Source organism: Herbiconiux sp., assembly GCF_023264855.1.
Lineage (GTDB): Bacteria > Actinomycetota > Actinomycetes > Actinomycetales > Microbacteriaceae > Herbiconiux.
Map to the genome: position 1 here is coordinate 1 of NZ_JAHFUW010000016.1, position 23,669 is coordinate 23,669.

The following is a 23,669-nucleotide window of genomic DNA, read 5'->3' on the forward strand; positions in this document are numbered from 1 at the left end:
TTGTCGGCGCGCACGATCATGGCGATGTTGCCCGAGGCGGGCGCCTCGTCGATGGCCACGATCGGCACGCTGGCGTCGTTGGCGTACTCGATCGCCGGCACGATGGCATCCGCGTCGCCCACCGAGATGACCAGGCCCTTGGCGCCCTTGTTGATGAGGGTCTGGATGTCGGTGAGCTGCTGGGCGGCGTCGCGGTCGGCGTTGGTGGCCGGGATGGTGCCGTAGCCCTCTTCCGCGAAGCGCTCCATCGAGCCGACGTTCTCGGCGTTCTGGAACGGGTCGGTGTGCGGCTGGGAGTAGCTGAGCAGGATTTCGCTCTTGGGGGGTGTCGGCGCTGATCGCGGTGGATCCCTCGCTCGAGCATCCGGCGAGCAGCAGGGCGCTCGCGGTCAGGCCGGCAAGCACGACTCCCGTTTTCGCTGTGGTTCGCATTGCGGACTTCCTCTCTGAAGTGGCAGGACTACGGATGCTCCGGCGGCACGCCGGGACTCCGAACAGGTCGTACGGATTGTACGTACAGAACATACATCGCAGATCGCGACCTGCACGAGTCGTCTGTTCTGTACGTACAGACTCGACAATACGGACTGTAGGACGCTACTGTGAAGGCCGAACCGCGATCCACCCCGGAAGGACTTGCAATGGCATTGGTCAGTGGCCTGGAAGTAATCGACGAATGCGTGTCACGCGGCCTCGTGGCCGGCGCCTTCAACACCACCAACCTCGAGACGACGATGGGGATCGTCGACGCCATCGAGCGGGTCGGGGTGCCCACCTTCATCCAGGTCGCCCCCACCAACGTGGCGCTCTCGGGCTACGAGTACATCTACGACATGGTGTCGCGCCGCCTGGCGGACACCTCGGTGCCCGTGGCCCTGCACCTGGACCACGGCAAGTCGCTCGACGCGGTCGAATCGGCTCTCGCCGCCCGCTTCACCTCGATCATGATCGACGACTCCGAGGCCTCGTTCGATGACAACGTCGCCACCTCGGCCAAGGCCCGTGCGATGTGCGGCCCCGACATCGCCCTCGAGGCCGAACTCGGCAGCATCGGCGGCAAAGAGGACGACGTCGCCCCCGAGTACGCGAACACCACGAACCCGGCCCAGGTCGCCCCGTTCATCGAGGCCGTCGGCGTCGACATGCTCGCTGTCTCGGTCGGCAACGTGCACGGCTTCGCGCCGAACGCCCGCATCGACTTCGACCTGCTCGCCCGGGTTCGTGAGGCGGCCGGCAGCGTGCCCCTCGTCGTGCACGGCGGATCGGGCCTGCCCGCCGAACAGCTCGGCCGGCTGAACGAGTTCGGTGTGGTGAAGGTCAACGTGGCCAGCGATCTGCGGAACGCGATGATCCGCAGCTACGGCGAGGCCTTCGTCGCCAACCCCGACGAGACCTCCCTGATCCGGGTGGCGAAGGACTCCGTCATCGCCATCGCCGACGTCGTCGAGCGCCGCATCCGCATCCTGAACCCCTCGGTCGCCTAGGCGGCGCGCCCGCGCCCGCACCCGCACCTGAAGCAAGGAAACCCCCAGTGCTACCTACGATCACCGTCGACGTGGGCACCACGAGCGTCAAGCTCTGCCTGTTCGATGCCGCCGGAACCCTGCTCGCCTCGGCACGCCAGGCCACCCCGACGGTCGCGGATGCCTGGGGCGAGATCTACGACGTCGACGCGCTGTGGGCGGTCGTCTCCGGCTTCGCCGCCGGGCTCCCGGCCGGGCAGCGGGCGTCGACGCGGCGCATCGCGATCACCGGTGTGGGGGAGTCGGGCGGGCTCGTGCGGCCCGACGGCTCGCTCGCCTCGCCGATGATCTTGTGGCACGACCACCGCGGCGCCGAGTACCTGGCGCGGCTCTCGGCGGCCGACCGCTCGCGCATCTACCGTGTGACCGGGCTGCCGGTGAACGGCAACTACGGGTTGTCGAAGGTGGCGTGGGCGGCCGATCGGGTGACGGATGCCGCGGGCGCCGGTGCGGCATCCGGTGCTCTCGACGGGCTCCAGTGGCTGAACGTGTCGGAATACCTGGCGGCGCGGATGACCGGCCGGCGCTGGTCGGAGTACTCGCTGGCCAGCCGCACCATGGCGCTGGATCTGACGACCCGCGGGTGGTCGGCGGAGGTGTGCGGGCTGCTCGGGTTGCCGGTCTCCCTGTTCCCGGAGCTGCGAGCCGCGACCTCGGGATCGGTGGTCACCGCGGAGTTCGCGCAGGCGGCCGGCCTGGCCGAGGACGTCGTGGTGCACGTCGCCGGGCACGACCACATCGTGGGTGCCGTGGGTGCGGGGCTCGCGCAGGGCGAGCTGCTGAACTCGACCGGCACCACCGAGGGGCTGCTGCTGCTCGGCACCGCGCCGGTGCTCGACGAGCACGCCGAGGCGTCCAAGCTCGCGAACGGTCTGGTGGGCGACGGCGCCGACTACGCCCTGTTCGCCTCGATTCCGACCGGCGGATCCGCGTTCCAGACGCTGCAGGGCCTTTTCGGTCAGTCGCCGGACGAGCTCACCGCGACCGTCGCGCGCGTGCACGAGCGGTACCTCGCCGGGTCGCTCGACCCGCGCACCGCTCCGCTGGTGCTGCCGCAGTTCCGCGGCAGCCCGCCGCCCACGAAGAACGCACGGGCACGCGGCATCATCGCCGGACTGGCGACGGACGCGACGGCCGACGACATCGTGTTCGGCTGCTTCCTCGGCCTGGTTCTGCAGTTCCGCGACGTGCTGGCGCTGTTCCGCGCCGAGCCGGTGCTGGTGAAGGTGATCGGGCCCGCCGGCCGCAATCCGCTCTGGATGCAGCTCAAAGCCGACCTGCTCGGGCGCCCGCTGAGCGTCTCGCAGTTTCCCGAAGTGGTGTCGCGGGGCGCGCAGGCGCTCGCATCCGGAACCGTCGCCTCGTGGGCGGACTGCTCGCCCGAAGAGGTGCGGCCCGACCCGGCGCGCACCGCCGTTCTGGCCGAGTGGGCCGATGGTGTCCGGGCGCAGTGGCAGTACCTGTTGGGGTTCCCCGCATGACGACGCTGGTGGCCGGGATCGACTCGAGCACGCAGAGCTGCAAGGTGTCGGTGCGCGATCTGGAGACGGGGCGGATGGTGCGTGAGGGCAAGGCCGTGCATCCGGCGGCCACGATCCTCGACCCCGAGTGCTGGTGGGACGCCCTGCTGCTCGCCGTGAACCGCGCCGGCGGGCTGCAGGACGTCGCCGCGATCGCGGTGAGCGGGCAGCAGCACACGCCGATCTTCCTGGATGCGAGCGGGGCCGTGACGGCGCAGTCGCCGCTCTGGAACGACACCGGATCGCATCCGCAGATGGTGGCGCTGAACGAGGAGCTCGGGCGCGACGAGTGGATCCGGCGCACGGGACTGCCGCTCACGCTGTCGGACACCGTGGTGAAGCTGCGCTGGCTGCGGGACGTCGATCCCGACGCCGCGCGCCGGACGGCCGCGGTCGCGGTGGTGCACGACTGGCTCACCTGGCGGCTGATGGGCTTCGGGGCCGGCTCGGGCGCCGCGGGGCTGGACCGGCTGACGACGGATCGCTCGGAGGCGAGCGGAACCGCCTACTGGTCGGGCGAGACCGAGCAGTACACGCCGGATCTCTTCGAGCACGCCTTCGGTCACGCGGCGGTGCTGCCGCGCATCCTGGGGCCCCTCGACACGGCGGGGCTGACCGGCGGCGGTCTTCCGGGCATCCCGGCGGGCATCCCGCTCGGGGTGGGCAGCGGTGACAACGCCGCCGCCTCGCTGGCGCTGGGGCTGGCAGAGGGTGACGTCGTGCTCTCGCTCGGCACCTCGGGGGTGGTCTACACCCGCACCGCTTCACCGGTTCACGACTATGCCGGGTACGTCTGCAGCTACGCGGATGCGACCGGAGACCACCTTCCGCTGGTGGCGACGCTGAATGCGGCCCGCAATTTCGACCTGGGCGCCGCACTGCTCGACTGTACGCACGCCGAACTCTCGGCGCTCGCCCTCGAGGCCGCGCCCGGGTCGGGCGGACTCACGCTGCTGCCGTACTTCGAGGGCGAGCGCACCCCCGACCTGCCGCATGAGCGCGGCTCGCTGCTCGGCGCCTCGCTGCTGAACTTCACCCGGCCGAACTTCGCCCGCGCGGTGATCGAGGGCACTCTGGCCAGCCAGACGGTGATGCTCGACGCGCTGCGCTCCTGCGGGATCTCGGTGTCGCGCCTGCTGCTGATCGGCGGTGCGGCGCAGAGTCCGGCCGTGCAGCAGATCCTGGCCCAGATGGTGGACGTGCCGGTCGCCCTGCCCGCCTTCGACGAGTACGTCACCAAGGGCGCGGCCCTGCAGGCGGCCTCCACCCTCACGGGTGCCTTCCCCTCGTGGCCGGTCTCCGTCACCACCCTGCCCCCGGCCTCCCCCGAGCCGCACATCGGAGCCCAGCACCGGGCGGCCCAGTCCGCCCTCGGCTATGCCTCCCTCTACCCGGATCCCGTCCGGCCAGGCTGCGATCAAAGTGAGGTACACTCAATAAACGAATGAGGATCGAGGTCGGGATGAAGAGTAAGTCAGTCCTGAGGGCCGCTCTCGCGGTCGTCGTGCTTGCATCGCTGAGTGGGGCGGCCGGGGCGGCCGGGGCGAGTCCGGCTCGAGCGGAGGGCGTCAAAGACTGCCCGATCGCTCCGCCCGACGAACCGGGGGTCTACCGTCTCGGCGGGTCCGATCGATACGCCGTCTCGGCCACGATCTCCCAGGCGGCGTTCGTCTCCACCGGCGGCACGGTCTACATCGCCTCGGGTGAGACTTTTCCGGATGCGTTGTCCGGTTCGGCGGCGGCGGGCCTCGACGGGGCACCGGTTCTGCTGGTCACGCGCACGGACGTGACGCCCGAGGTTCGCTCCGAACTGATCCGGCTGGCGCCGCGGAGGATCGTCGTGCTCGGCGGTACGGCCACGATCTCGACCGAGCTCGAGAGCTCGCTCGGCAGTTTCGCGCCGATCGTCGACCGAATCGCTGGGGCCGATCGTTTCGAGGTGTCGGCGAATATCGCCCGCAGCGCCTTTTCGCGATCCACTCGCACCGCCTATGTAGCCTCCGGGAGCGGCTTCGCCGACGCGCTCTCGGCCTCTGCCGCGGCGGGTGCCGAGGATGGGCCGGTACTGCTGGTCGAGAGAGACGAGGTGCCGGTCTCGATTGTGCGTGCTCTCGCGAGCTTCCCCGACCTGGAGCGGATCATCGTGGTGGGGGGACCGAGCTCCGTCAGCGATGCCGTCGTCGGCCGTCTGGCCGCCTTCGCGAGCACGACCCGCATCTCGGGTGTGGACCGGTTCGAGGTGTCAGTCAACACCTCACGAGATGAGTTCTGCTCCAACCTCGATGCCGTCCTGATCGCATCCGGGGCAGTCTTTTCCGATGCCTTGGCGGGGTCGGCCGCCGCCACCGCCTTCGGTTCACCTGTTCTCCTGGTAGCCGGTGACGCGATCCCCGACGCGGTCGCACGGGAACTACGGCGATTGAACCCCGACCAGATCGGTGTGCTCGGTGGCCCCAATACGATCTCGGACGGCGTCCTCGAGCAGTTGAAAGACTACGTGCGTTCCTGACACTCCCCAGGCTGGGGCGCACCTCGCGCAATAGGATCGGTTCGGTCTTGGTGCCGGTTCGGTCTAGGGGAGGTGCGGTGGTGGGCAGTAGCAGTCGGCGGCCCGTCGCGTGCGGCGTCGACGTCGGAACCACCAACGCCAAGGTCGTGCTGATCGGGGAGGACGGCGCGGTGCTCGCGCGGGCCGGGCGGCCGACGCCCCGCGACGCCGAGGGACAGTGGGTCGACGCCGACGCGCTGTTCGCCGCCATCGAGGAGATGGTGCTCGAGGCCTGCGGCGACGACTACGAGATCCACGCGATCTGCGCGGCGGGTGTGGGGGAGGACGGCGTGCTCGTCGACTCCGCATCGCGGCCGCTCTCGAAGGCGCTGGCCTGGTTCGATCCGCGTCGGCACGGGGTCTTCCGCGCGCTTCGCGCCGATCTGCGCGACGACGAGGCCTTCGACGCCGAGACCGATCCGGTACGCACGCTCGTGGGCTGGGCCTGGTCGCGCGCCGAGCTCGAGGGTGCGGGTGCGGATGTCGCCTCAGCCCGCAGCTGGGTGGCGCTCGCCGACCTGGCAGGGGTGCGCTGGAGCGGCCGGGCCTTCCTCAGCGACACCCTCGCCTCGCGCACCGGCGCCTGGCGCGCCGCCGACCGGGAGTGGTCGGCCGAACGGGTCGCGCTGACGCTCGGCTCGGCCGACCTGCTGCCACCCGTGGTGCGGACCGGCGACGTCGTGGGCGCGGTGGACTCTCCGGCGCTTCGCGCGGCGGGAGTGCTGGCATCCGACGCCATCACCGTCGCGGGCGGCCACGATCACCCGATCGGCGGCTGGGGCGTCGACCAGCTGGTGCCCGGCGCGGTGCTCGACTCCATGGGCACGGCCGAGGTGATCGTGGCGCAGTCGCTCCGACCCGGGTTGCGGCGGCACGAGCACGTCGACGTGGCGCCCGGCATCCGCTCGGAGGGCAGCACGCTGCTGCGGGTCGAAGAGCTCGCCCGCAACGTGGAGTGGGCTTCGCAGGATCCGGAGGTGGCGGCCCGGATCCGACTCCTGTTGCAGGGCGGCGTCGAGCCCGAGCCGGTTCTGGATGCCGGCTACTTCGTGCCCGGTCCGCGCGGCGGCGGCCGCCCCTCGTACTCGCTCGACGCTCCGAGCGACCCGCTGGCCCGGGCCTCGGCGGTGCTCGGCGCGCTCGCCGCGGTCGGGCGGGATGCCGTGCTCGCGGTGGATCGCGTCGCCGAGTCTGCTCCGCACGACGATGCGGCCAGGCCCCGCGAGGTGCGGCTCGCCGGCGGCTGGGCCCGTTCGCCGGGCTGGCTCGAGATCAAGGCCGCCGTCACCGGCCGCCCGACCGCCGTCATCGCCGAGCCCGAGGTCACCGCCGTCGGCGCTGCCCTACTCGCCGCCCGCGCCCGAGGCTGGGCGCCCGATCCGGCCGTCGCTCTCGGCCGGCTCTGATCCTCGCGGGGTCAGCTCGCGGCGACGTTGACCTCGAGCGGCACCACATCGGTGCGCACCCAGGTCTCGTAGTAGTCGAAGCGCTGCTCGTCGTGGCCCCAGGAGAGCGACCCCACCTGCAGCACCGGGGCATCCGGGGGCAGTTGGAGGTGCGCCGCCACCGTCTCGGGCGCCGGCAGGGAGCGGATGACGCGGCGGGCGCTGCTGGTGATGAAACCGGCCTCGCGCAGGGTGACGTTCACCGATCCGGTGCCCGCGAGCACGTCGTCGGCGGCGGCGATGGTCTGCCCGGCGCCGCCCGGGAACCAGTTGGTGCTGAACATGCCCACCCGGCCGTCGAGCGAGCGCACGCGCTCCAGGGCGAACACCTCTTCGGTGGCATCCAGGCCGAGTGCCTCGCTGACGTGGGCGGGCGGCACACGGAATCGCGCATCCACCACGGTCGTGGTGATGCCGGTCTGGCCGTGGCGCAGCTGCAGTTCGAGAAAGCCCTGGGCGTCTTGGATGATCCAGCCCGACGACTGCTCGGGCACGGCCGCGAACACGCCCCGGCGCGGCACGCGACGCGCGTAGCCCTCCGTCTCCAGCTTGGACAGGGTCTGGCGTACTGTTGCGCGGGAGAGGCCGAATTCGCGGCAGAGTTCGAGCTCGCTCGGCAGCCGCTCGTCGGTGGGGAAGTCGCCGCTGCGCACCCGGTCTCTCAGGATGTCGAACAACTGCTCGTAATAGGGGACCGGGGACTCCCGCTCGATCGTCTGCGACACTGCACCTCTCCTTTGCCCGCCATCGTACTGTGTCTGGTCGGATTCGTCTGAGCTAAATGTACAGACAGCGCGGACAACAGCCGTGCAATGCCCGAGGGTGACCCGCACATGCCGAAGGCCCCCGCCGATCGGAGTCGTGCGGAGGCCTTCGGTGCGGCGCGGGTCAGTTCTGCGCGGGCAGCCTCTTCACCGAGTCGAAGAGGAACCGGTAGCTGAAGCCGGCGATCAGCGCGCCGACGATCGGGAACACGATGAACACCCAGAGCTGCGCGAGCCAGTCGCCTCCGCCGAAGATTGCCGTGGCGATGGAGCGGGCCGGGTTCAGCGAGGCGTTGTCGATCGGGATGGTGACCAGCAGCATGATCGTGAGCGTGAAGCCGATCGCGATCGGCGCGAAGCCGTAGACCGCACGGGCGTGCGTGACGCCGAGGATCACCAGCAGGAAGAGGAAGGTGATGATGATCTCGGCGGCGATCGCCGAGCCGATGCCGAAGCCGCCGGGGGAGAGCTCGCCGTAGCCGTTGGAGACGAAGCCGCCGGCGATCGCGTCGTCGAGGAAGCCCCCGGGGCCGCCCGAGGCGAGGGCGAAGATCGCGGTGGCGCCGACGATCGCACCGACCAGCTGCGCCACGATGTATCCGGGCGCATCCTTCCAGGCGAAGCGGCCGGCCGCGGCCAGGCCCAGGGTGACCGCCGGGTTGAAGTGACCGCCGGAGATCGGGCCGAAGGCGTAGGCGCCGATCATGACCGTGAGGCCGAGGGTGAGGGCGACGCCGAGGAAGCCGACGCCGAGCGGGGTGCCGTCGGCGAAGCCGAAGGTGGCCGAGAACGTGGCGGCGCCCACCAGGGCGAACACGAGCAGGAAGGTTCCCGCGACCTCGGCGATCAGCTTCGCGACGAGCGAGGGTTCGGAGGGTTCAGGAGCAGCGGGGTACGACACGGTCGATCCAATCATCAGCGGCGAGGGGCGCGCACGAATGAAGACCCCCAGCGGGTCGACCCCCGAGGCGTCCCGATTCCCCCCTGAGTTCGGCGCGCCTCCTCAGGCTAGTGGCTGAGTGTTGCCTGTGTGAAACTGTGACGACGTGTGTCGTTCACCGCGTCACGGCGATGAGCACGAGCGCCGCCGTGCCGCCGACGAGCAAGACCGCGCCGGCCAGCTGGGCGAGCAGGTGCCGGGAGAAGCGGAGCCGGGGGTGGTAGGTGCCCGGTCGGGGCTGTGTGGAACGGTAGGCCTGGGGTGCGGGCGTGGGTGTCGCTGCGGGTGTGGGTGCGGGTGCCGATACCGGTGCCGCTGGCCGAGTCGGCAGGGGCGCCGGATGCTCGGCCGGCGCTCGCCGTCGGGTGACGTCGACCTCCCAGAGGAAGTCCTCGAACGTCTCGTCGTCGGTGGCTTCGCGGTGGCGGGTCATCTTCCGAGGCTAGGTGGGGGCATCGGGGGTGTCGATGGGGAGAAGTGCCCATCGGGAGGGTCGTCCCGGCAGCGCGGCTCGGGTCCTGCCACCCGGGAGTGCGGTCGGTGAACGGCGTGGCATCCGCCGATGTCGGTGGTGCGGCGCACAATGGGCGCATGAACGATTTCGAGACATGCGAACGGTGTGACGGCTCGGGCGCCGACCCGCGCCAGGGCTTCGAGCTCGATCAGGTCGACCTCTGCATCGAGTGTCGCGGCGACGGTGTCGTCGTGACCGTCGAGCGCGAGTTCGTGCTGGCACGCGCCGCCTGACCGCCGGAAGACGATGGGTGAACCGCTCGAGAGAGCGGCCCGGTTCCGGCGAAGGCACGTTGCGTTGGAAACGAACGGGTAACGAATTCCGAAGGGGGATGCGCGGCATCCGCTCTCGGAGGACGATTCTGGATGTAAGGGCCTGAGTGGAAGGGCCTGGGTGAAAGGGGACGGCGATGGGGCGACAGAACTATCGCCGGGCGAGCCCCGCGATGAGCCCATCAGGCCTCTCCGCGCCGCACGGCGATCCCTACGCCGACTACCTCAAGTGGGTTTCGCAGGGCCGCCCCTCGCTCGGTGGCTCGGCGGCGGCGCGCCCCGAGGCCGGCACGGTTCTCATCAGCGAACACGTGCAGGTGCAAGAGCTCGGCGCCCTCCCCGAACTGCAGAACCTGCACGAGCCCGCCAAGCCCCCGCTCTGGCAGCGCATCACGGGAGCCCTCCGCCGCCGCTGACCGCGCGCGGGGCTCGCGCACGGCTTCACGCGAAGCGGCCGCGATTTCCGCCCAGCCCCGCGTCGCCCCGGCGTCGACGAGGCGTTCCTGAGTTCTCGCTCGCCGGCGAGCCGCCGGGTTCCTTCTCGCCCATCGACAGGGCATGGTCGCGATTGCGGTTCTCGAACGCATGGCGCATGGCGTGCGCCGCCTCGGGCGAGATACCGCGGGCGATCGCGGCGCCGCGCCAGTCGGTCGTGCGTTCGGCGACGTCTCGGATGATGCTCTCGGCAGCGTGACGGCTCAGCCGGAAGGCATCATGGGTGTCGCGGAGCTCGCGGATGTCGCGACCCATCCGCTCGCCGCCGTCGGTGATCGGAGTGGCCTCCACTCGATCGGGTTGGCGATTCGGTTCCAGGTCGAAGACCGGGGAGATGCTCCAGCCCTCGGCCACACGCAGGAAGCCGTGATTGCGCAGGTGGTCGTCGACGTTCCCGATCAGCAGGTTCAGTGCGATCCGCCGGAAGAGAGCGGCCTGATCGCGCGCCGGAGCAGAGCTGGACAGGGCGAGAGTGTCCGACAGATGCGAGTACGACGACGGATCGCTGTCGACCTTCGTCACGAGCGAATGGGCACTGATGTAGCCGATGCGCCGGACGCCGTCACGGTCGAAGCGGCGAGTCAGGAGGATGGAGTTCGAATCCCGGATGCGGACGAGCTCGAACGGCGGGGTGTCGATGCCGGCGGCGCGAGCCAGATCGAGGGCAGCGGCCTCCCACGCCATGGGATTGTTGAACTCGGTCTCGCGAGCGAACTTGGCGATCCAGAGCGTACCCTCCCGGCTCACGATCGCCTTGGGGCGTGCACCCCCGGCGCTCGTGCCGGCGTCGAGGAGGATTCGTAGTTCGTCGTCGGATTCGACGCCGTGCTCGAACGCGCGGGCGGCCGTGATGATGCGCTCGAGGTCGTGCACCTTCGCGACCGGGTGCGGATGTGCCCCGAGGTATCCCCGGTCGTCGCTGAGCCGGAGGGCTCCCTGGCGTGTCGCGTCGTTGACGTGCACCAGGTAGTCGAATGACGTGACGGCCTTGGTGCCGGCGCGGATGATCCGCCTGCCCCAGTCATCCGGCATGGCGTCGCCCAGAGCGCCCAGCGCCGGCCGCCCGGCCCAGGTGCGCAGTGGGCCGAGGCTTCGAGGCAGGTCGGGCGAGAGGTCGTAACCGCGGCGCTCGGCGAGGTACTCGTCGGCGTAGCGGAAGACCAGCGATGGGGATGCGCTCCCGGGTGCGCCCTCACTGGTCACCGTTCCAGCGGTCACCTCGACGCCGTCGGGCAGGACGACGTGGACGGTCGCCCGAGTGGGGCGGTCGTTCACGAATCCTCCTCGGTCCGTGATCTGCGACCGGGCACTCGCACACGCTCGACCGAGGCGCGCGCGAGGTTCTGCACGCCGAACTCGCTGTTGATCGGGTCTGTGGCCTCGATCACGGGCGCCAGGAGGCCCAGGATCCGGAGAACGGCGAGGAGGTTCTCGGTCGATGCGGAGCGACCGGTCTCGATCGCACGGAGGGTGTCGCGGGAGACGCCGGCGCGGTCAGCCACCATCTCGGCGGTCAGCCCGGCGATCTTCCGCCACGAACGCACATGGGCGCCGAGGCGCGCCAGCTCGCGGGAGACTGCCGGGCTTGTGGCCGCCACGATCATCCATTCTCATTAGCGCCGAATATTATCGCCATTATAGCGCTTAATGGCGGGATTTTGCGGCGGTAAACTCTTCAATAGCTCGCGCGGCCGGGCTCTCCCGTGCTCGGCTGCGTTCCGGGTTGGCCCGGGGCCGGGATGTAGCGGTCGGCCAGCGCTTCGGATGCGCGGGCGAGCAGGGCGACATCCGCACCCACCAGGATGAACGCGGCGCCGGCGGCCAGGTAGCGGCGCGCGAGCGGCTCGGCGAAGGCGTTCACGCCGGCCGGCACTCCCGCGGCCACGGCCACGGCGATGCAGTGCTCGACCGCGGCGATCACCTCGGGGTGGTCCTGCAGGCCGAGGTGGCCCATCGAGGCCGCGAGGTCGGAGGGGCCGAGGAAGACGCCGGCCAGGCCGTCGACCGCCACGATCGACTCGATGTTCTCCACGGCCTCGGCCGACTCGATCTGCACGATCACCGAGATGCGCTCGGCTGCCGTGGCGAGGTACTCGGGGGTGCGGTTCCAGCGTGAGGCCCGCGCGAGCGCCGATCCGACGCCCCGGATGCCCCGGGGCGGGTAGTGCACGCTGCGCACGGCGAGCTCGGCCAGCTCGGCCGTGTCGACCATGGGCACGAGCAGCGTCTGCGTTCCGAGATCGAGGTACTGCTTGATGATGACCGGGTCGAGCACCGGAGGCCGCACCACCGGCAGGATCGGGTAGCCGTGCACCGCCTGCAGCTGCGCGAGCAGCGACTCGAGGCCGTTGGGGGAGTGCTCGGCGTCGATCAGCAGCCAGTCCAGGCCCGAGCCCGCACAGAGCTCCGCGATCAGCGGGCTGCCGCTGCACACCCACATGCCGGCGAGTGGCCGGTCGTGGGCGGCGAGCGCGGCGGCGAAGCCGGCGTCCGGCTCGATGGGGGCGGGGACGGATGCACCGGATGCACCGGATGCACTCACTGGAACGTGCACGTCACGACTCCCAACGGTCCGTAGTCGGCGAACACCGAGTCGCCCGCGAACACCCACATCGGCCGGGTGAACGACCCGGCGAGGATGAGTTCGCCCGCCTTCAACGTGTCGCCGTGCGGCGCGATCTTGTTCGCCAGCCAGGCGACGCCGTTGGCGGGGTTGTTGAGCACGCCGCCCGCGAGACCGGTCTCCTCGATGCCCTCGTTGCGGTAGAGCATCGCGCCCACCCACCGCAGGTCGAGCTCGTCGGGCCGCACGGGGCGCCCGCCGATCACCATCACGCCCATCGCCGCGTTGTCGCTGATGGTGTCGACGATGGTGCGCCCCTCCATCTCGATGCGCGAGTCGAGGATCTCCAGGGCCGGCACCACGTATTCGGTGGCCGCGAGCACGTCGAAGAGCGTGCATCCGGGGCCCGACAGGTCGGACTTGAGCCGGAAGGCGAGCTCCACCTCGACCCGCGGATGCGTGTAGACGCCCCAGTCGAGCACGGCGCCGCTCTCGAGCACCATGTCGTCGAAGATGATGCCGAAGTCGGGCTCGGTGATGCCGGTCGCCGCCTGCATCGCCTTCGAGGTGAGGCCGATCTTGTGGCCGACGAGCGTGCGGCCGGCGGCTTCGTTGCGGGATCGCCAGAGCGACTGCACCCGGTACGAATCCTCGATGGTCATCTCCGGATGGCGTGCGGTGATCAGGGGAACCGGCGTGCGGCTGTGGGCCGCCTCCACCAATTCGTCCGCGATCGCGGTGATCGTCTCCTCGTCGAGCATGACGTCCTCGTCTCTTCTCGCTCCGTGCCGGAGGGTCGTTTCATGCTGGCACGAAAATGATTGCTTGCATCGTCGATCATATCGTATATCATTTGTGCATGACCTACGAAGAAGTCCGGTCCCCATTCGACCCGGCCGGCGCCGACCGCCCCGGCAAGGTGATCGCCCTGCACCTGAACTACCCCAGCCGCATCGCGCAGCGCGGCCGCACGCCCGCCCAGCCCTCCTACTTCGTCAAGCCCAGCACCTCGGTGTCCGCCAGCGGCACGCCGATCGAGCGCCCGGCCGGCACCGAGCTGCTGGCCTTCGAGGGCGAGATCGCCCTGGTGATCGGCCAGACCGCCCGCGGCGTCGCCCAGGACGGCGCCTGGGCCTACGTGCGATCCGTCACCGCGGCGAACGACTTCGGCGTCTACGACCTGCGCTACGCCGACAAGGGCTCGAACCTGCGCTCGAAGGGCGGCGACGGCTTCACCCCGCTCGGCCCGGCCCTGATCGACGCCCGCACGGTCGATCCGGCCGCCCTGCGCATCCGCACCTGGGTCGACGGCGAGCTCGTGCAAGACGACACCACCGGCACGCTCGTGTTCCCGTTCGAGCAGCTCGTCGCCGACCTCTCGCAGCTGATCACGCTCGAGCCGGGCGACGTCATCCTCACCGGAACCCCCGCCGGGTCGAGCGTGGTGCTGCCGGGGCAGACCGTCGAGGTGGAGGTCGACGCTCCGGATGCTGCGGGCACGCCGTCGACCGGCCGTCTCGTCACGCACGTGGTCGAGGGCGCGTCACGCCCGGGAGCCTTCGGCGCCGGTCCGAAGATCGACGACCTGCAGCGCGCCGAGGCCTGGGGCAGCCCCGAGGCCGCGGGCCTCGAACCCGCCTGGCAGCTCACCGAGGAGCGTCGCACGAAGCTCGCTTCGGTCGCCACCGCCACCCTCAGCTCGCAGCTGCGCAAGCTCGGCTTCGACGACGTGAGCATCGACGGCGTGCGGCCCACGCATCCGGGCGAGAAGATGATCGGCCGTGCCCGCACGCTGCGCTTCATCCCCGCCCGCTCCGACCTGTTCGCCTCCCACGGCGGCGGCTACAACGCCCAGAAGCGCGCCTTCGACGGGCTGAATCCCGGCGACGTCCTCGTGATCGAGGCCCGCGGCGAATCCGGAACCGGAACCGTCGGCGACATCCTCGCCCTTCGCGCCCAGGTGCGGGGCGCGGCCGGGATCGTGACCGACGGCGGCATCCGCGACATCGCCGCGGTCTCGGCGCTCGGCATCCCGGCCTACTCGCAGGGCGGGCACCCCGCCGTACTCGGGCGCCGGCACGTGCCGTGGGACGTCGACGTGACGATCGCCTGCGGCGGCGCCGCGGTGCAGCCCGGCGACGTGATCGTGGGCGACGACGACGGGGTGCTCGTCATTCCGCCGCACCTGGTCGACGAGGTGGTTGACGCCGCGATCGTGCAGGAGCGCGAGGAGGAGTTCATCGCCGCCCGGGTCGCCGAGGGCGAGTCGGTCGACGGGCTCTACCCAATGAACGCGGCCTGGAAGGCGCGGTTCGCCGAGCAGGCCGCGAACGAGCAGCCCACGAACGAGCAGGCCACGAACGACCAGACGGAGGCCACCCGCGATGGCGAATGAGATCCCCGAGACCGAGACCGTGACGCAGGCCCAGTCGGCGCAGAGCAAGTCCGAGCGCGCCTACTCCTACATCAAGGAGCGCATCGAGAACGGCAGCTACACACCCGGCTACCGCCTCGTGCTCGGCCAGATCGCGAAGCAGCTGGAGATCAGCGTGGTGCCCGTGCGCGAAGCCATCCGCCGCCTCGAGGCCGAGGGTGCCGTCACGTTCGAGCGCAACATCGGCGCGCAGGTCGCGATGGTCGACGAGCGCGAGTACTTCTACACGATGGAGACGCTGAGCCTCGTGGAGGGGATGGCGACCTCGCTGTCGGCCCCCTTCGTGACGCCGCTCGACCTCGTCGAAGCGCGCGACATCAATGCGGCGATGCGCGACTGCCTCGACCACTTCGATCCGCACCGCTTCACCGAGCTGAACCGCGAGTTCCACGCCGTGATCTTCGAGCACTGCCCGAACCCGCACATCCTCGACCTCGTGCACCGCGGCTGGAAGCGCCTCGCCGTGCTGCGCGACTCGGTCTTCGGCTTCGTGCCCGGCCGCGCCCGCGAGTCGGTGGAGGAACACGAACGCCTGCTGCAGCTGATCGAGAGCGGTGCACCCGCCCTCGACATCGAGCTCGCCGCTCGCGCCCACCGCACCGGAACGCTCGACGCCCTCCTCCATCACCAGGCCAATCAGGCTCACCACTCCCATCCCGTGAATCAAGGACGATGACCATGACCACCCAGGAAACCCCCACCACCCAGGCGACTCAGCCCGCCACCCCCATCCCGCACATCCCCGAGGGTCTGCCGGAGCGCATCCAGCACTACATCGGCGGAGCCTTCGTCGACAGCGTCGGCGGCGAGACCTTCGACGTGCTCGACCCGGTGTCGAACGAGACCTACGTGCAGGCCGCGGCCGGCCAGAAAGCCGACATCGACCTCGCCGTCGCCGCCGCCCGCAAGGCCTTCGACGAGGGCCCCTGGCCCCGGATGCTGCCGCGGGCCCGCTCGCGCATCCTGAACAAGATCGCCGACATCGTGGAGTCGCGAGACGCCCGCCTCGCCGAGCTGGAGTCGTTCGACTCGGGGCTGCCGATCACGCAGGCGCTCGGCCAGGCGCAGCGCGCGGCCGAGAATTTCCGCTTCTTCGCCGACCTGATCGTGGCGCAGGCCGACGACACCTACAAGGTGCCCGGCCGTCAGCTCAACTACGTCAACCGCAAGCCGAAGGGCGTCGCGGGCCTGATCACGCCCTGGAACACCCCGTTCATGCTCGAGAGCTGGAAGCTCGCCCCGGCCCTGGCGTCCGGATGCACCGTGGTGCTGAAGCCGGCCGAGTTCACGCCGCTCTCGGCGAGCCTGTGGGCCGACATCTTCCGCGAGGCGGGCGTGCCCGACGGCGTGTTCAACCTCGTGAACGGTCTCGGTGAGGAGGCCGGCGACGCACTGGTGAAGCACACCGACGTGCAGCTGATCTCGTTCACCGGCGAGAGCTCGACCGGGCAGCTGATCTTCGCGAACTGCGCGCCCACCCTCAAGGGCATGTCGATGGAGCTCGGCGGCAAGTCGCCGGCCGTGATCTTCGCCGACGCCGATCTGGATGCCGCTCTCGACTCGACCCTGTTCGGCGTGTTCTCGCTGAACGGCGAGCGCTGCACGGCCGGCTCGCGCATCCTGGTCGAGCGCCCCGTCTACGAGCAGTTCATCGAGCGCTACGCCGCCCGCGCCAAGAACATCGTGGTGGGCGACCCGCACGATCCGAAGACCGAGGTGGGCGCCCTCGTGCACCCCGAGCACTTCGCCAAGGTGATGAGCTACGTCGAGATCGGCAAGAGCGAGGGCCGCCTGCTCGCCGGTGGCGGACGCCCGGCGCACCTGCCGACCGGCAACTACGTCGAGCCGACGGTGTTCGCCGACGTGGCTCCGGATGCGCGCATCTTCCAGGAGGAGATCTTCGGCCCGGTCGTGGCGATCACGCCCTTCGACACCGAGGAGGAGGCGCTGGAGCTGGCCAACGGTGTGAAGTACGGCCTCGCCGCCTACATCTGGACCTCGAACCTCGAGCGCGCGCACACCTTCGCGCAGGCCGTGGACTCGGGCATGGTGTGGCTCAACTCGCACAACGTGCGCGACCTGCGCACCCCCTTCGGCGGCGTCAAGGCGAGCGGCCTCGGCCACGAGGGCGGCTACCGCTCGCTCGACTTCTACAGCGACCAGCAGGCCGTGCACATCACCCTCGGCCCCGTGCACACCGCCCGCTTCGGCGCCAACGCCCCCGCCGCCCACTGACCCCTCACGACTTCGAGAAAGACAGTTCAATGACGAATGACGACATCCTGACCGGACCCATCCCCACCCCCTCCGCGACGCCGCCGGACATCCTGCGCTGCGCGTACATGGAGATCGTGGTGACCGACCTCGCCAAGTCGCGCGAGTTCTACGTCGACATTCTCGGCCTCGTGGTGACCGAAGAAGACGAGAACGCGATCTACCTGCGCAGCTTCGAGGAGTTCATCCATCACAACCTCGTGCTGCGCCAGGGGCCGATCGCCGCGGTCGCCGCCTTCTCCTACCGGGTGCGCACGCCCGAAGACGTCGACCTCGCCGAGGCCTACTACAAGGAACTCGGCTGCCGCACCGAGCGCCGCAGCGACGGTTTCGTGAACGGCATCGGCGACTCCGTGCGGGTCACCGATCCGCTGGGCTTCCCGTACGAGTTCTTCTACTCGGTCGAGCACGTCGAACGCCTGGCCTGGCGCTACGACCTCTATGGCCCCGGCGCCCTCGTGCGCCTCGACCACTTCAACCAGGTGACCCCGGACGTGCCGCGCGGCCGCAAGTACCTCGAAGACCTCGGCTTCCGGGTGACCGAAGACATCCAGGACGAAGACGGCGTCACCTACGCCGCGTGGCTGCGCCGCAAGGACACCGTGCACGACACCGCCCTCACCGGCGGCGACGGCCCGCGGATGCACCACATCGCGTTCTCGACGCACGAGAAGCACAACATCCTCTACATCTGCGACAAGCTCGGCGCGTTGCGCAAGAGCGACCTGATCGAGCGCGGCCCCGGCCGGCACGGCGTCTCGAACGCGTTCTACCTCTACATCACCGACCCCGACGGTCACCGCGTGGAGATCTACACGCAGGACTACTACACCGGAGACCCCGACAACCCCGTCGTCACCTGGGACGTGCACGACAACCAGCGCCGCGACTGGTGGGGCAACCCGGTGGTGCCGAGCTGGTACACCGAGGCCTCCTTGGTGCTCGACCTCGACGGCAACCCGCAGCCCGTGATCAAGCGCACCGATGCCAGCGAGATGGCGGTCACCGTCGGTGCCGACGGCTTCTCGTACACCCGCAAGGACGACACGGTCGAGGGCTTCAAGCTCGGGAACACGCTGTGAGCGCCGCCGGCACGGGCCTCGCTCCGGCCGAGCAGGCGCTGCTCGACGGCGTTCCCACGAGGCTCTTCATCGGCGGCGAGTGGATGGATGCGGCATCCGGAAAGACCCTCGACGTCTACGACCCCGCGACCGGCGAGGTCATCGCGAGCATCGCGGATGCCGGCGTCGACGACGGTGCCCGGGCCCTGGATGCGGCCGTCGCCGCGCAGGCCGACTGGGCCGCGACCCCGCCCCGCGTACGCGGCGAGATCCTGCGCCGCACCTTCGACCTGCTGCAGGAGCGCAAAGAAGAAGCCGCGCTGCTGATGACCATCGAGATGGGCAAGCCGCTCGCCGAGGCGCGGGGAGAAGTCGCCTACGGCGGCGAGTTCCTGCGCTGGTTCAGCGAGGAGGCCGTGCGCATCTCGGGCCGCTACGGCTCGAACCCCGAGGGCACCGGCCGGATGATCGTCACCCAGCGCCCGGTCGGCCCGACCTTCCTCATCACCCCGTGGAACTTCCCGCTCGCGATGGCCACCCGCAAGCTCGCGCCCGCCATCGCGGCCGGCTGCACGAGCGTGATCAAGCCCGCCGCGCTCACCCCGCTGACGACGCTCTTCCTGGTGAAGCTGCTCGAAGAGGCCGGCCTACCCAAGGGTGTGGTCAACGTCGTCACCACGACCACGACCGGCCCGGTCTCCGGCGCGATCATCGCCGACCCGCGGCTGCGCAAGCTGTCGTTCACGGGTTCGACCCCGGTGGGCGTGCAGCTGCTCAAGCAGGCGGCCGACAACGTGCTGAAGACCTCGATGGAGCTCGGCGGCAACGCCCCGTTCGTGGTGTTCGACGACGCCGACCTCGACAAGGCCGTGGAGGGCGCGCTGCTGGCGAAGTTCCGCAACATCGGCCAGGCCTGCACCGCGGCGAACCGCTTCATCGTGCACGAGAAGGTGGCCGACGAGTTCGGCCGTCGCCTGGCCGAGCGGGTCAAGGCGTTCCGGATCGGGCGCGGCACCGAAGAGGGCGTGACGATCGGGCCGCTGATCGACGACAAGGCCGTGGCCAAGGTCGGCTCGCTCGTCGACGACGCCGTCGGGCGCGGGGCCACCCTGCTGACCGGCGGATCCGCCGTCGAGGGTCGCGGCTCGTTCTACGAGCCGACGGTGCTCGCCGACGTGCAGCAGGGCAGCGACATCCTGAGCGAGGAGATCTTCGGGCCGGTGGTGTCGATCATCCGCTTCACCGACGAGGCCGACGCCGTGGCCAAGGCCAACGCCACCGAGTACGGCCTGGTGGGGTACGTGTTCACGAAGGATCTGGCCCGCGGCCAGCGCCTGATCGACTCGATCGACACCGGCATGATGGGCCTCAACACGGGCGTGGTGTCGAACGCGGCGGCTCCCTTCGGCGGCGTGAAACAGTCGGGGCTAGGCCGCGAGGGCGGCTTCGAGGGCATCCACGAGTACCTCGAGACGAAGTACGTGCTGACACCCGATCCGTTCGCGTGATCACGATCCGGTGAACCTCCCGGGGTTCACCGGATCGCCCCGACTCGCGGCGCGATAAAATCACAACCAGCCCGCCCTGAACCCCGGCGGGCGACGACTCGCTATTACAAGGTGGTAATACGTGAACGAGATGGCTTCTCCCCGGCCGACCGGCCCCGTGCGTGCCACGGTGTCGAACGGATTCCGCGACTTCCGAGACGCCGTGGCGGGCTCGTTCGTGCCCTTGGAGGTCGGCAGCCTCGGCGCCGGCCCGTTCTGGGGCCGCCTGCGCACGGTCGACGTCGACGCCGTGCACGTCACCGAGGTGACGGCGACCCGGCACACCGTCGAGCGCACCCCGCTGCTGATCGAGGCGAACGATCCCCGGTACTACAAGGCGAGCCTGCAGGTCGCGGGCACCGGCCTCCTCATCCAGGACGGCCGGGAGGCGCTGCTGCAGCCCGGCGACCTGGCCATCTACGACACCGACCGGCCGTACTCGCTCGTCTTCGAAGACGACATCCGGATGCTCGTGCTGATGTTCCCGCGCGAGAGCATCGGCCTTCCGCCGGAGATGGTGGGGCAGCTCACCGCGCACCGCTTCTCCAGCGACGACGGGCTCGGCGGCATGATCATCCCGTTCCTGAACACGGTGTCGCAGAACATCGACCGGGTGGGCGGGCTCGCCGGGCCGCGGCTGGTGCAGACCGCGCTCGACCTGATCACCACGATGTTCGCCAGCGAGCTCGACCTGGAGGCGTCGTCCGGCGACTCGCACCAGCTGCTGATGCAGCAGATCCGGGGCTACATCGACGCGAACCTCGGCTCGCCCGAGCTGGGACCGGCGCAGATCGCCGCCGCGCACTTCATCTCCACCCGGCACCTGCACGGACTCTTCCGCGAGAAGGGCACGACGGTGTCGACCTGGGTCCGGGAACGTCGGCTCGACCGGTGCCGCCGCGATCTGGTCGACCCGCTGAACGCGCACCTCTCGGTGGGCGCGATCGCAGCGCGCTGGGGATTTCTGGACGCTGCGCACTTCTCGCGCGTGTTCAAGGCGGCGCACGGCGCCTCGCCGAGCGAGCTGAGGCTCGCCTCGCTGCGGCTCACGCCCTGAGCTGCTGACGCCCTGAGCGGATACCCGGCCGCGCTCTCTGCGAGTCGGCCGAGCATCCGCACCGCCAGCCGCGCAGGACTCAATCCAGCAGGAACTCCGCCGCCTTCTCGCCAATCAGCACGGCCGGGGCGTTGGTATTTCCGGTCGTGATCCGCGGCATGATCGAGGCGTCGGCCACGGTGAGGCCCGTCACCCCGCGCACCCGCAGACGCGGGTCGACCACGGCCAGCTCGTCGACGCCCATCTTGCAGGTGCCGACCTGGTGGTGGTACGTGATGGCAGTGCGGCGCACGTAGTCGCGCAGGGCCTCGTCGTCGTCGACATCCGGGCCCGGGTAGAGCTCTGTCGCGCCCCAGCCCTCGGCCAGGGCGGCGGCCCGGCCGATCTCGCGCACCTGCCGCACGCTCCACACCAGCGCGGCGAGGTCGTCCTCGTGGCCGAGCGCGTCGATGTCGATCAGCACCTCGGCGTGCGGGTCGGAGCCCGCCAGGGTGAGGCGCCCGCGGGCCTTCGGCGCCACGATGCCGCCCATCAGGGTGAAGCCCCACTCGGGCCCGGTCATCCACGGCTCGTACATCGGCACGCTGAAGTGGATGGGCTGCGTGTCGGGCAGCTCGAGGTCGGGGCGGCTGCGGGCGAACAGGTGCGTCTCGGTGACGCCGTTGCCGGCGGCCGGCGGATCGATGCGCCGCTCGGTCGAGAAGATGACCGGGCTGAGCAGATGGTCGTGCAGATTCCGGCCCACGCCGGGAGAGTCGACGACCACGTCGAAACCGAGCTCGCGCAGGTCGTCGGCCGGGCCGATTCCGCTGCGCAGCAGAACGCGCGGGGAGTCGATGGCGCCGGCCGAGAGCACGGTCTCGTCGGCGTACACCTGGTGCAGCGCGCCCTCCTGCTCGTACTCGACGCCGATCACGCGCGTGCCCTCGACGAGCACACGGTGCACCCAGGCGCCGGTGCGCACATCCAGCAGGGGGCTGTCGATGACGGGCTGCACGTAGGCGAGCCAGGTGTTCAGGCGCTTGCCGTCGCGCACCGTCACCTGCTCCTTCGAGACGCCGTCGAGGCGCTCGCCGTTGTAGTCGGGGTTCTCGGGAACGCCGCTCTGCACCGCAGCGTCGATGATCGACTGCTGGATGGGAGCGAGGTCGTAGGTGGTGACGTCGAGCGGGCCATCCGTGCCGCGGAGCTCGGAGGGGGTGCCGTGCCAGTTCTCGATGCTCTTGTAGACGGGCAGCACGTCGTCCCAGCCCCAGCCCTCGTTGCCGAGCGAGGCCCAGTGGTCGAAGTCCTGCGGGGCGCAGCGCACCCAGATCATGGCATTGAGGGCATGCGATCCGCCGAGCACCTTGCCGCGGGGCAGGTGCAGGCGGCGGTCGGCGGCGTGCGCCTGGGGAACGGTGAAGTAGTCCCAGTCGTCGGCACTGTGCCAGATCTCGCCCAGACGGGCCGGGTCGTGGATCGCAGGATTCGTGTCGTGCCCACCGGCCTCCAGCAGAACGACGCGGCGCCCGGCATCCACCAGGCGGCGCACCAGCACCGACCCCGCCGACCCCGCACCGACCACGATCACATCCGGACGTTCGATCATCCTGCGTCTCCTCTCTGATGACACTGCGACCACGGTGCCAGAGCGCGCCCGGCCGCGGGACCCCGGCGGAGCATCCGTTCGCTGAGAGTCAATCCCCGTGCCCGGCCCGACAACCTCGGCCCCCGGCTCTGCGGAAAAGCTGGCGGCATCCCCCCTCCGACGACGAAAGGGATCACCATGGCCGACATCTCAGACCACCTTGAGGCCGCGGGCGACCAGTGGCGCAGCTACGACGAGTTCGCCGCCGGAATCGACACCTACCGCCTGCCCTCCGCCGACCTGACCGGCCGATGGGTCGAGCTCGACCTGGGTGGGGATCGGCTTCGCCTCGAGTTCCCGGATGCGGGGCTCGCGCGCTGGTCGTCGCCCGCGTTCGGTACGGGGCGGGCATCCGACGGCCCGGCATCCGTCGACCCCTACGACGCCGTGCAGGTGCGCCCCGGAGTCGTGTTCGTCAACCTCGAGCTCCGCAGCCGCGAGCGGGAGGCGATCACGGTGATCTGGTCGACGCGCACCGGGCGTGCCCTCGTGACGCACTCGCGCATCCGCAGTTCGGAGGAGGCCGCCGCCGACGGCGAGCCGCAGGTGACGCAGACCTTCCACCCCGGTGTGCTCACGGCCACCGAGGCGGGCCCGGCCGCTGCCCCCTCAGGGCCCGCGCCGGCTCCCTCGCGCGACCTGATCGGCAAGCGCAACGTCTACCGCTACAGCCCCGAGCACCTCTATGAGCACACCTACATGTCGTCGGAGCGCTACATGTGGCAGTGCCTGCAGGGTGTGCAGCGCGGGCACGGCGACGTCGACCGCTCCACCGTCTGGAAGTTCGACGACGGCCTCTACCTCTTCTGCTTCCGCGAGTTCAAGATCGCCGTGGCGAGCGTGTGGCTGCACGACCTCGGCTACGACCTGCGCACCACCGGCGTCTTCCTCGGTCTCACGGCCTCCGACGCCGCGGCCCACTCCCGCGCGGGCGGCCACATCTACCCCCTCGGTGCCGTTACCTACCCCGACGTGCAGCCCGTCTGATCGGTCGGATGCGGGGGAGGGGGCGTGGCAGAGGTGTGAAGGTGTTACCGGCGTCTGGCGGCCTGGTCGGCTGGGTGGTTTCGGTGGGTTCCGGG

At 70.2% G+C, this 23,669-nt stretch carries 23 protein-coding genes; 14 read left to right on the plus strand and 9 right to left on the minus strand.

Features of this window, described 5'->3' with window-relative positions:
* On the minus strand, window positions 1-248 hold a 248-nt coding region (locus tag Q0D75_RS08500; protein ID WP_291051795.1), incomplete at its 3' end, for a substrate-binding domain-containing protein.
* A gap of 393 nt (window positions 249-641) precedes the next feature.
* Here Q0D75_RS08500 and Q0D75_RS08505 point away from each other — a divergent pair.
* The 5 genes from Q0D75_RS08505 (at window position 642) to Q0D75_RS08525 (ending at window position 6,997) form a co-directional block, all read left to right on the plus strand.
* Complete coding sequence (locus Q0D75_RS08505; RefSeq protein ID WP_291051798.1) at window positions 642-1,484, plus strand: class II fructose-bisphosphate aldolase; 843 nt, start codon at window positions 642-644, stop codon at window positions 1,482-1,484.
* 47 nt (window positions 1,485-1,531) lie between these two features.
* Window positions 1,532-3,004 carry an FGGY family carbohydrate kinase gene (locus tag Q0D75_RS08510; protein WP_291051801.1) on the plus strand — a complete coding sequence of 491 codons (1,473 nt, stop codon included), beginning with the start codon at window positions 1,532-1,534 and terminating at the stop codon, window positions 3,002-3,004.
* Entirely contained in the window at window positions 3,001-4,491 is a 1,491-nt protein-coding gene (locus tag Q0D75_RS08515; protein WP_291051803.1) for an FGGY family carbohydrate kinase, read from the plus strand. The genes Q0D75_RS08510 and Q0D75_RS08515 overlap by 4 nt, the downstream gene beginning before the upstream one ends.
* Window positions 4,492-4,505: 14 nt before the next feature.
* Entirely contained in the window at window positions 4,506-5,552 is a 1,047-nt protein-coding gene (locus tag Q0D75_RS08520; RefSeq protein WP_291051806.1) for a cell wall-binding repeat-containing protein, read from the plus strand.
* 80 nt (window positions 5,553-5,632) lie between these two features.
* Window positions 5,633-6,997 carry an FGGY family carbohydrate kinase gene (locus tag Q0D75_RS08525; protein ID WP_291051809.1) on the plus strand — a complete coding sequence of 455 codons (1,365 nt, stop codon included), beginning with the start codon at window positions 5,633-5,635 and terminating at the stop codon, window positions 6,995-6,997.
* 11 nt (window positions 6,998-7,008) lie between these two features.
* On the opposite strand, the gene Q0D75_RS08530 is transcribed toward Q0D75_RS08525, so the two are convergent.
* The 3 genes from Q0D75_RS08530 to Q0D75_RS08540 form a co-directional block, all read right to left on the minus strand.
* Window positions 7,009-7,761, minus strand: a complete 753-nt coding sequence (locus tag Q0D75_RS08530) for a GntR family transcriptional regulator (protein ID WP_291051811.1) — start codon at window positions 7,759-7,761, stop codon at window positions 7,009-7,011.
* A 163-nt stretch (window positions 7,762-7,924) separates the two neighbouring features.
* Window positions 7,925-8,701, minus strand: a complete 777-nt coding sequence (aqpZ, locus tag Q0D75_RS08535) for an aquaporin Z (protein ID WP_291051814.1) — start codon at window positions 8,699-8,701, stop codon at window positions 7,925-7,927.
* 154 nt (window positions 8,702-8,855) lie between these two features.
* On the minus strand, window positions 8,856-9,173 hold the full coding sequence (locus Q0D75_RS08540; RefSeq protein WP_291051817.1) for a hypothetical protein: 318 nt from the start codon (window positions 9,171-9,173) through the stop codon (window positions 8,856-8,858).
* A gap of 116 nt (window positions 9,174-9,289) precedes the next feature.
* Here Q0D75_RS08540 and Q0D75_RS08545 point away from each other — a divergent pair, with 116 nt between their 5' ends.
* Window positions 9,290-9,487 carry a hypothetical protein gene (locus Q0D75_RS08545; protein WP_291051819.1) on the plus strand — a complete coding sequence of 66 codons (198 nt, stop codon included), beginning with the start codon at window positions 9,290-9,292 and terminating at the stop codon, window positions 9,485-9,487.
* Window positions 9,488-9,663: 176 nt separating this feature from the next.
* Complete coding sequence (locus Q0D75_RS08550; protein WP_291051822.1) at window positions 9,664-9,942, plus strand: hypothetical protein; 279 nt, start codon at window positions 9,664-9,666, stop codon at window positions 9,940-9,942.
* Between the two features lie 25 nt (window positions 9,943-9,967).
* Here Q0D75_RS08550 and Q0D75_RS08555 read toward each other — a convergent pair whose 3' ends face one another.
* The 4 genes from Q0D75_RS08555 to hpaH form a co-directional block, all read right to left on the minus strand.
* Window positions 9,968-11,296: a type II toxin-antitoxin system HipA family toxin gene (locus Q0D75_RS08555; RefSeq protein ID WP_291051825.1), complete on the minus strand. Its 1,329-nt coding sequence runs from the start codon at window positions 11,294-11,296 to the stop codon at window positions 9,968-9,970.
* On the minus strand, window positions 11,293-11,619 hold the full coding sequence (locus Q0D75_RS08560; protein ID WP_291051827.1) for a helix-turn-helix domain-containing protein: 327 nt from the start codon (window positions 11,617-11,619) through the stop codon (window positions 11,293-11,295). The genes Q0D75_RS08555 and Q0D75_RS08560 overlap by 4 nt, the downstream gene beginning before the upstream one ends.
* A gap of 77 nt (window positions 11,620-11,696) precedes the next feature.
* Window positions 11,697-12,521: an HpcH/HpaI aldolase/citrate lyase family protein gene (locus Q0D75_RS08565; protein WP_291051975.1), complete on the minus strand. Its 825-nt coding sequence runs from the start codon at window positions 12,519-12,521 to the stop codon at window positions 11,697-11,699.
* Window positions 12,522-12,559: 38 nt separating this feature from the next.
* Window positions 12,560-13,345, minus strand: coding sequence for a 2-oxo-hept-4-ene-1,7-dioate hydratase (gene hpaH / locus Q0D75_RS08570; protein WP_291051830.1), 786 nt, complete (start codon window positions 13,343-13,345; stop codon window positions 12,560-12,562).
* A 98-nt stretch (window positions 13,346-13,443) separates the two neighbouring features.
* Here hpaH and Q0D75_RS08575 point away from each other — a divergent pair, with 98 nt between their 5' ends.
* From Q0D75_RS08575 to Q0D75_RS08600, 6 genes are all read left to right on the plus strand, one after another.
* Entirely contained in the window at window positions 13,444-14,979 is a 1,536-nt protein-coding gene (locus Q0D75_RS08575; protein ID WP_291051833.1) for a fumarylacetoacetate hydrolase family protein, read from the plus strand.
* Window positions 14,969-15,694, plus strand: coding sequence for a GntR family transcriptional regulator (locus Q0D75_RS08580; protein WP_291051835.1), 726 nt, complete (start codon window positions 14,969-14,971; stop codon window positions 15,692-15,694). The genes Q0D75_RS08575 and Q0D75_RS08580 overlap by 11 nt, the downstream gene beginning before the upstream one ends.
* A 2-nt stretch (window positions 15,695-15,696) precedes the next feature.
* On the plus strand, window positions 15,697-17,253 hold the full coding sequence (hpaE, locus tag Q0D75_RS08585) for a 5-carboxymethyl-2-hydroxymuconate semialdehyde dehydrogenase (RefSeq protein WP_291051838.1): 1,557 nt from the start codon (window positions 15,697-15,699) through the stop codon (window positions 17,251-17,253).
* A 29-nt stretch (window positions 17,254-17,282) separates the two neighbouring features.
* Window positions 17,283-18,374, plus strand: a complete 1,092-nt coding sequence (gene hpaD, locus Q0D75_RS08590; RefSeq protein WP_291051840.1) for a 3,4-dihydroxyphenylacetate 2,3-dioxygenase — start codon at window positions 17,283-17,285, stop codon at window positions 18,372-18,374.
* An 83-nt stretch (window positions 18,375-18,457) separates the two neighbouring features.
* Window positions 18,458-19,861: an NAD-dependent succinate-semialdehyde dehydrogenase gene (locus Q0D75_RS08595; protein ID WP_291051977.1), complete on the plus strand. Its 1,404-nt coding sequence runs from the start codon at window positions 18,458-18,460 to the stop codon at window positions 19,859-19,861.
* 130 nt (window positions 19,862-19,991) lie between these two features.
* The gene (locus Q0D75_RS08600) at window positions 19,992-20,957 is read left to right on the plus strand and encodes a helix-turn-helix domain-containing protein (protein ID WP_291051980.1); all 966 of its coding nucleotides are present in this window, start codon (window positions 19,992-19,994) and stop codon (window positions 20,955-20,957) included.
* 79 nt (window positions 20,958-21,036) lie between these two features.
* On the opposite strand, the gene Q0D75_RS08605 is transcribed toward Q0D75_RS08600, so the two are convergent.
* Window positions 21,037-22,548: a GMC family oxidoreductase N-terminal domain-containing protein gene (locus Q0D75_RS08605; protein WP_291051842.1), complete on the minus strand. Its 1,512-nt coding sequence runs from the start codon at window positions 22,546-22,548 to the stop codon at window positions 21,037-21,039.
* A 177-nt stretch (window positions 22,549-22,725) separates the two neighbouring features.
* On the opposite strand from Q0D75_RS08605, the gene Q0D75_RS08610 reads away from it, so the two are divergent.
* Entirely contained in the window at window positions 22,726-23,574 is an 849-nt protein-coding gene (locus tag Q0D75_RS08610; RefSeq protein ID WP_291051845.1) for a MoaF C-terminal domain-containing protein, read from the plus strand.
* The last annotated feature ends 95 nt before the right edge of the window (window positions 23,575-23,669 follow it).

Excerpts from the sequence above, each read along its gene's own strand:
- Q0D75_RS08505 (WP_291051798.1), top strand. The coding sequence starts at position 642 with ATGGCATTGGTCAGTGGCCTGGAAGTAATCGACGAATGCGTGTCACGC.
- Q0D75_RS08515 (WP_291051803.1), top strand. The coding sequence starts at position 3,001 with ATGACGACGCTGGTGGCCGGGATCGACTCGAGCACGCAGAGCTGCAAG.
- Q0D75_RS08520 (WP_291051806.1), top strand. The coding sequence starts at position 4,506 with ATGAAGAGTAAGTCAGTCCTGAGGGCCGCTCTCGCGGTCGTCGTGCTT.
- Q0D75_RS08540 (WP_291051817.1), bottom strand. The coding sequence starts at position 9,173 with ATGACCCGCCACCGCGAAGCCACCGACGACGAGACGTTCGAGGACTTC.
- Q0D75_RS08550 (WP_291051822.1), top strand. The coding sequence starts at position 9,664 with ATGGGGCGACAGAACTATCGCCGGGCGAGCCCCGCGATGAGCCCATCA.
- hpaH (WP_291051830.1), bottom strand. The coding sequence starts at position 13,345 with ATGCTCGACGAGGAGACGATCACCGCGATCGCGGACGAATTGGTGGAG.
- Q0D75_RS08575 (WP_291051833.1), top strand. The coding sequence starts at position 13,444 with ATGACCTACGAAGAAGTCCGGTCCCCATTCGACCCGGCCGGCGCCGAC.
- Q0D75_RS08580 (WP_291051835.1), top strand. The coding sequence starts at position 14,969 with ATGGCGAATGAGATCCCCGAGACCGAGACCGTGACGCAGGCCCAGTCG.
- hpaE (WP_291051838.1), top strand. The coding sequence starts at position 15,697 with ATGACCACCCAGGAAACCCCCACCACCCAGGCGACTCAGCCCGCCACC.
- hpaD (WP_291051840.1), top strand. The coding sequence starts at position 17,283 with ATGACGAATGACGACATCCTGACCGGACCCATCCCCACCCCCTCCGCG.
- Q0D75_RS08595 (WP_291051977.1), top strand. The coding sequence starts at position 18,458 with ATGGATGCGGCATCCGGAAAGACCCTCGACGTCTACGACCCCGCGACC.
- Q0D75_RS08600 (WP_291051980.1), top strand. The coding sequence starts at position 19,992 with ATGGCTTCTCCCCGGCCGACCGGCCCCGTGCGTGCCACGGTGTCGAAC.
- Q0D75_RS08605 (WP_291051842.1), bottom strand. The coding sequence starts at position 22,548 with ATGATCGAACGTCCGGATGTGATCGTGGTCGGTGCGGGGTCGGCGGGG.
- Q0D75_RS08610 (WP_291051845.1), top strand. The coding sequence starts at position 22,726 with ATGGCCGACATCTCAGACCACCTTGAGGCCGCGGGCGACCAGTGGCGC.